This is a genomic window from Longimicrobiaceae bacterium, assembly GCA_035936415.1.
Classification (GTDB): Bacteria; Gemmatimonadota; Gemmatimonadetes; order Longimicrobiales; family Longimicrobiaceae; genus JAFAYN01.
The window spans coordinates 1-5,605 of sequence record DASYWD010000414.1 but is presented as its reverse complement, the minus strand read 5'-3'; the positions used below and the strand labels follow the sequence as shown (position 1 = coordinate 5,605).

Below are 5,605 nucleotides of genomic sequence, written 5' to 3'. Positions count from 1 at the left end.
CGTCCGACCCGTCCGCGGCTCCTCGGGACGCCCATCGACCGACCCGACCCCACGCAGCCGGAGCTGACCCCGCCGGGGGGGCGCACGACTCCCCGGGACACGACACGGAACCGGATCCGATGAACGGCTCGCGCCTGGCGTTGACCGCCCTGGTGGTGCTCCTCGCCGTCCTGCACTTCGTCCTGCGCGTCGGCCTCGGGCTGGGCGAGCTGGTCCCGGACCTGATCGTGGTGGCGGTGCTCCTGGCCGCGCGGCAGATACGGCCGGGGTGGGCCGCCGGGGTGGGGCTCCTCCTGGGGATCCTGGAGGGCGCCGTCGTTGCGCTCACCTTCGGGGCCAGCGCGCTGGCGCTCACGATCGTCGGCTACCTGGGCTCCCGCACGCGGGACGTGTTTTCCGGTGGCGGGCTGGTCTTCCTCGCGTTCTACCTGTTCGCGGGGAAGTGGCTCTACGACATCCTCCTGCACCTGATCCTGCTGGCGGACGCGAACCCGGGTCCGGCCTCCGCGCTCCTGCTGATCTCGCCGCTGACGGCGCTGTACGTCGCGGCCGCGGGGCTGGTGGCGTTCACGGCCTATCGCACGCTGTCCTGAGCCGTACCGAACCGAAATGAAGCGCGTTCGCGCCATCCGGCTGGGCGACCCGGCCCTGTTCTTCCTGGTCGTGGGGCTGTCCATCTTCGGGATCGCCATGGTGTACAGCGCCGGGGTGCTGGACGTGCCCTCCTCGCTGGTGACGGGGATCTGGAAGCAGCAGCTCCTCTGGTTCGTGCTGAGCCTGCTGGCGATCCCCTTCGTCCTCCGGGTGCCGGTGACCTGGCTGGAGTGGGCGGCGCAGCCGGCGTACGCTCTCGCCCTGGTCCTCCTGGTGCTGACGCTGGCCATCGGCGGCGGAGCGGGGACGGCGGAGAGCTCGGCGAGCTGGATCCAGGTGGGCCCGGTGCGCCTGCAGACTTCCGAGATCGCGAAGGTGGCGGTCATCATGATGCTCTCCCGGGTGCTCGGGGAGTGGCGGGAGGCGCCGCAGAACCTGTTCGCGCTCTGGAAGCCGCTGGCGGTGGTGGCGGTCCCGATGGGGCTGGTGATGCTCCAGCCGGACCTTGGCACCGCGCTGGTCTTCGGGTCGATCCTGATGTGGTCCCTCTTCTGGGCGGGGACGCCGCTGAAGACGCTCTTCCTCCTCTTCAGCCCGGTCATCGGGCTCTTCCTGTCGATCAACCCCTGGATCTGGGGAGCGTGGATCGTCGTCGTCGCCTTCCTCCTCTTCCGCTGGAGGGTGTACCTTTCGGAGGCGGTCACCGTGCTGCTGGTGAACGTCGCGGCGGGGACGGTCTCGTGGATGCTCTGGGCGTCGCTCAAGCCGTACCAGAAGAACCGCTTCCTGGTCTTCCTGGACCCCTCGGTCGATCCGCGCGGTGCCGGCTACAACCTGATCCAGTCGCGGGTCGCCATCGGGAGCGGCGGCTGGTTCGGGAAGGGCTTCACGGAGGGGACGCAGAAGCGCCTGGCCTTCCTCCCGGAGCAGCACACGGACTTCATCTTCTCGGTGGTGGGCGAGGAGATGGGGTTCATCTTCGGGGTGGTTCCCGTGCTCCTGGCCTTCGGGCTCATCTTCTGGCGGCTGGTGCGGATCGCGGAGCGCTCCTCGGACCCGTTCGCCAGCCTGGTTCCGTTCGGCCTGTTCGGGAGCTGGTTCGCCCACGTCCTGGTGAACGTGGGGATGGTGGTGGGAATCATGCCCATCACCGGGATCCCGCTCCCCTTCGTCAGCTACGGCGGCTCCTTCCTCCTCGTGAACGTCCTGGCGATGGCGATGGTCCAGCGCATCGCGGCCGAGGCACGACGATGACGCCCGCCCCTCCAGACACCCGGATTTCCGATCATGGCCTGGTTCCGTAAGCCGAAGACGCCCCTGCAGGCCGCGGATCGCCGCGACATCCCGGCGAACGTGTGGGAGAAGTGCCCCTCGTGCGGGGAGATCCTGTACCGGGAGAAGCTGCGGGAGAACTGGAACGTCTGTCCGCAGTGCGGTCACCACCTCCGGCTCTCGGCGGCGGGGTACGTGGCGCTGCTCACCGACGAGGGGAGCTTCCGCGAGCACGACCGCAACCTGCGCTCGGGCGACCCGCTGGAGTTCGTGGACCTCAAGCCGTACCGGGAGCGCCTGGCGCAGGCGGAGCGCAAGAGCGCCCACGGCGACGCGGTGATCACGGGCGCGGGGGCGCTGGAGGGGATCCCGGTGCTCCTGGCGGTCATGGACTTCGCCTTCATCGGCGGCTCCATGGGCTCGGTGGTGGGGGAGAAGATCGCCCGCGCCGGGCTGCAGGCGCTGGAGCGGAAGGCGCCGCTGATCGTGGTGTCTGCGTCCGGAGGGGCGCGGATGATGGAGGGGATCTTCTCCCTCATGCAGATGGCGAAGACCTCCGCGGTGCTGGCGCAGCTCGACGAGGCGGGGCTCCCGTACATCTCCATCCTCACCGACCCCACCACCGGCGGCGTGACGGCGTCGTACGCCATGCTGGGCGACGCGAACCTGGGCGAGCCGGGGGCGCTGATCGGCTTCGCGGGGCCGCGGGTGATCGAGCAGACGATCAAGCAGGAGCTGCCGGAGGGCTTCCAGCGCTCGGAGTTCCTCCTGGAGCACGGGATGCTGGACGCCATCGTGGACCGCCGCGCCATGAAGCGCGAGGTCGCCCGGCTGCTGCGCCACATGATGGGGATCCCGGCGCCGGAGGAGTACGCCGGGGCCGCCTCCGGGAACGGAAACGGGGCGTGACGCCGGGGGAGGACCCCCTCGCCTGGCTCTACGGCCGGGCGACGGGGGGGATCCGCTGGGGGCTGGAGCGGACGGAGGAGCTGCTCGCCGGTGTGGGGGATCCACACCGGCGTTTCCGTTCCGTGCACGTGGGCGGCACCAACGGGAAGGGCTCCGTCGCGGCGCTCTGCGAGTCGGTGCTGCGCAAGGCAGACCCGGGGCGGCGTGTGGGGATGTACACCTCGCCGCACCTGGTGCGCTTCGCGGAGCGGATCCGCGTTCAGGGCGCGCCGGTGGACGACGCGCTCCTCGCGCGCTGTGTCGAGCGGCTCCGCCCGGACATCGAGCGCACGGGCGCCACCTTCTTCGAGGCGGCGACGGCGATCGCGTTCCTCTGCTTCGCGGAAGCGGGGGTGGAGGTGGCGCTGGTGGAGGTGGGGCTCGGGGGGCGGCTGGACTCCACCAACGTGGTGACGCCGCTGGCGGCCGCGGTCACGAACGTGGCGCGCGACCACACCGAGTTCCTGGGCGACACGCCCGGCGAGATCGCCTGGGAGAAGGCCGGGATCTGGAAGCCGGGCGTCCCCGCCGTCACGGGCGAGACGGACCCCGGCGCGCTCCGGGTGCTCCGCGAGCGCGCCGACGCCGTGGGCGCGCCGTTCCGCGCGCTGGACGAGGTGGCGAGCGTGGAGGACGTCCGCGTGGCGTCCTCGGGGACGACGTTCCGGCTCGGCTCCCGGGCCTGGGGCGAGCACGAGGTCCGGGTCCCGCTCGTGGGCGCGCACCAGGCGCGGAACGCGGCGCTCGCCGCGGAGCTGCTGGCGCTCCTCCCCCACGGTCTCCGGCCTGCCTGGGAAGACGTGGAGCGCGGCTTTGCGGCGGCGCGCTGGCCCGGGCGCTTCCAGGTGGCGGAGCTTCGCGGCACCACGTTCGTGCTGGACGTCGCGCACAACCCCGCCGGGGTGGCGGCGCTCGCGGCGACGCTCGACGCGGTGGAGCTGCCGCGGCCGCTGGTGCTGGTCGCCGGGATCCTCTCCGACAAGGAATGGAGCGAGATGCTCCCGCCGCTCCTGGCGCGCGCCGACGCGGCGATCCTCACCGTCGCGCCCACCGCTCCGGAGGAGCGGCGATGGGATCCCGCGGGCGTGGCTGCCGTGCTCCCGCCCGAAGTGCGGATCCCGGTGCGCGTGATCCCGGCGCTGGAGGCGGCAATCTCTCGCGCGATTACGTTGGCGCCGTACGGCACGGTGCTCGTCACCGGGTCGGTGCACACCGTCGGCGATGCGCTGCCTCTGCTGGGGTTGCCGGGGCTCTGAGCCGCGGCGGTCGGGGGCGGGGGTGGCACTCCGGAAAAAGCCAAACTCGCTGCGCTCGGACACAAGGCTTTTTCCTCCGACCACCCCCGCCCCCTCCCTGCGACCCTCCCGGTACGAGTGCCAGGCGCCCTGCAGTTCATCCCCTCTCCCAAACTTGGGAGAGGGTGGCTCTCAGGCCGCCGGGTGAGGGCCGCCGTAGCGTTCCGCACTTTCGCGTTTCCCGACCCCGGCCTTACATTGCCGGGCTATGGCAAACTTCAGCGCACTTCCGGGATTTCGGGAATTCTACCCTGACGAGTTCGCCGTCCGCGCGCACGTCGTGAACGCGTGGCGCGAGGTGGCGCGGCGCTACGGCTTCCAGGAGTACGACGGGCCTCCGCTGGAGCCCCTGGAGCTGTACGTGGAGAAGTCCGGGCCAGAGATCGTTCAGCAGCTCTACAACTTCAAGGACAAGGGCGATCGCGCGGTGGCGCTCCGGCCGGAGATGACCCCCACCCTCGCGCGGATGGTGGGGGCGCGCATCGGGGGGATGCGGAAACCGGTGAAGTGGTTCTCGATCCCGCAACTCTTCCGCTACGAGCGGCAGCAGCGCGGGCGGCTCCGTGAGCACTTCCAGCTCAACCTCGACATCATCGGCGAGGAGGACGTCCTCGCCGACGCCGAGCTCCTGGCCGCGGCCATCGACATGCTGCGGGCGCTGGGGCTCACGGCGGACGACTTCGTGGCGCGGATCTCGGACCGGCGGCTCCTGCGCGCGCTCCTCCTGGACGCGGGGGTCCCGGAGGACCAGCTCGTGCTCGTCTACAACATCGTGGACAAGCTGGAGCGGGAACCGAGGGAGGCGCTCTCCGCCCGGCTCTCCGGGGAGGCGGGGCTCGGCGCGGACGCGGTCGACCGGGTGTTCGCCATCTTCCGGCACACGGACTTCGACGCGGTGCGCGAGGCGTACGGGGGCCGGGAGAGTGTCGCGCCGGAGATCGAGCGAGTGGGGCAGCTCTTCTCGCACCTGCGAGCGATGGGGCTGGGCGACTACGCGCGCTTCGACCTCACCATCGTGCGGGGGCTCGCCTATTACACGGGGACGGTCTTCGAGCTGTTCGACGTGCGGGGGGAGCTGCGCGCCATCTGCGGCGGTGGACGCTACGACGACCTGCTGAAGCGCGTCGGCGGGGTGGACGTGCCGGCGCTCGGCTTCGGGATGGGGGACGTGGTGCTCACGGAGCTGCTGCGCGACCGGGGGCTCCTCCCGGACACGTCGCACGCGCTGGACTACTACCTGATCGCGGTGGGGCCCGAGCAGCGCGAGGCGGTGCTCCGGCTGGCGCACCGGCTGCGCGACGCCGGGCGCTCCTGCGAGTACTCGTTCAAGCAGCAGGGGGTGGGGAAGCAGTTCAAGAACGCCTCCGCGCTCGGGGCGCGGCGGACGGTGGTGCTCGGCCCCGACGAGGTGGCGGAGGGTCTCGCCGCCGTCAAGGACATGGCGAGCGGGGAGGAGACCCGGCTCCCGATCGAGGAGCTGGCCCGACCGTGAAGCC

General features: G+C 71.4%; 5 protein-coding genes. All 5 read left to right on the top strand.

Annotation, left to right across the window (positions count from 1 at the left end):
• The first annotated feature begins 119 nt into the window (after positions 1 to 119).
• The 5 genes from VGR37_16820 (at position 120) to hisS (ending at position 5,601) form a co-directional block, all read left to right on the top strand.
• The gene (locus tag VGR37_16820) at positions 120 to 593 is read left to right on the top strand and encodes a hypothetical protein (GenBank protein ID HEV2149072.1); all 474 of its coding nucleotides are present in this window, start codon (positions 120 to 122) and stop codon (positions 591 to 593) included.
• A 16-nt stretch (positions 594 to 609) separates the two neighbouring features.
• Positions 610 to 1,848 (top strand): rod shape-determining protein RodA, encoded by a 1,239-nt coding sequence (rodA, locus tag VGR37_16815; protein ID HEV2149071.1) that lies wholly within the window; start codon positions 610 to 612, stop codon positions 1,846 to 1,848.
• Between the two features lie 33 nt (positions 1,849 to 1,881).
• Positions 1,882 to 2,775, top strand: a complete 894-nt coding sequence (gene accD / locus VGR37_16810; GenBank protein ID HEV2149070.1) for an acetyl-CoA carboxylase, carboxyltransferase subunit beta — start codon at positions 1,882 to 1,884, stop codon at positions 2,773 to 2,775.
• Positions 2,772 to 4,070 carry a folylpolyglutamate synthase/dihydrofolate synthase family protein gene (locus VGR37_16805; GenBank protein ID HEV2149069.1) on the top strand — a complete coding sequence of 433 codons (1,299 nt, stop codon included), beginning with the start codon at positions 2,772 to 2,774 and terminating at the stop codon, positions 4,068 to 4,070. The genes accD and VGR37_16805 overlap by 4 nt, the downstream gene beginning before the upstream one ends.
• 247 nt (positions 4,071 to 4,317) lie before the next feature.
• Positions 4,318 to 5,601 (top strand): histidine--tRNA ligase, encoded by a 1,284-nt coding sequence (hisS, locus tag VGR37_16800; GenBank protein ID HEV2149068.1) that lies wholly within the window; start codon positions 4,318 to 4,320, stop codon positions 5,599 to 5,601.
• Positions 5,602 to 5,605 lie beyond the last annotated feature (4 nt).

Excerpts from the sequence above, each read along its gene's own strand:
- VGR37_16820 (HEV2149072.1), top strand. The coding sequence starts at position 120 with ATGAACGGCTCGCGCCTGGCGTTGACCGCCCTGGTGGTGCTCCTCGCC.
- accD (HEV2149070.1), top strand. The coding sequence starts at position 1,882 with ATGGCCTGGTTCCGTAAGCCGAAGACGCCCCTGCAGGCCGCGGATCGC.
- rodA (HEV2149071.1), top strand. The coding sequence starts at position 610 with ATGAAGCGCGTTCGCGCCATCCGGCTGGGCGACCCGGCCCTGTTCTTC.
- hisS (HEV2149068.1), top strand. The coding sequence starts at position 4,318 with ATGGCAAACTTCAGCGCACTTCCGGGATTTCGGGAATTCTACCCTGAC.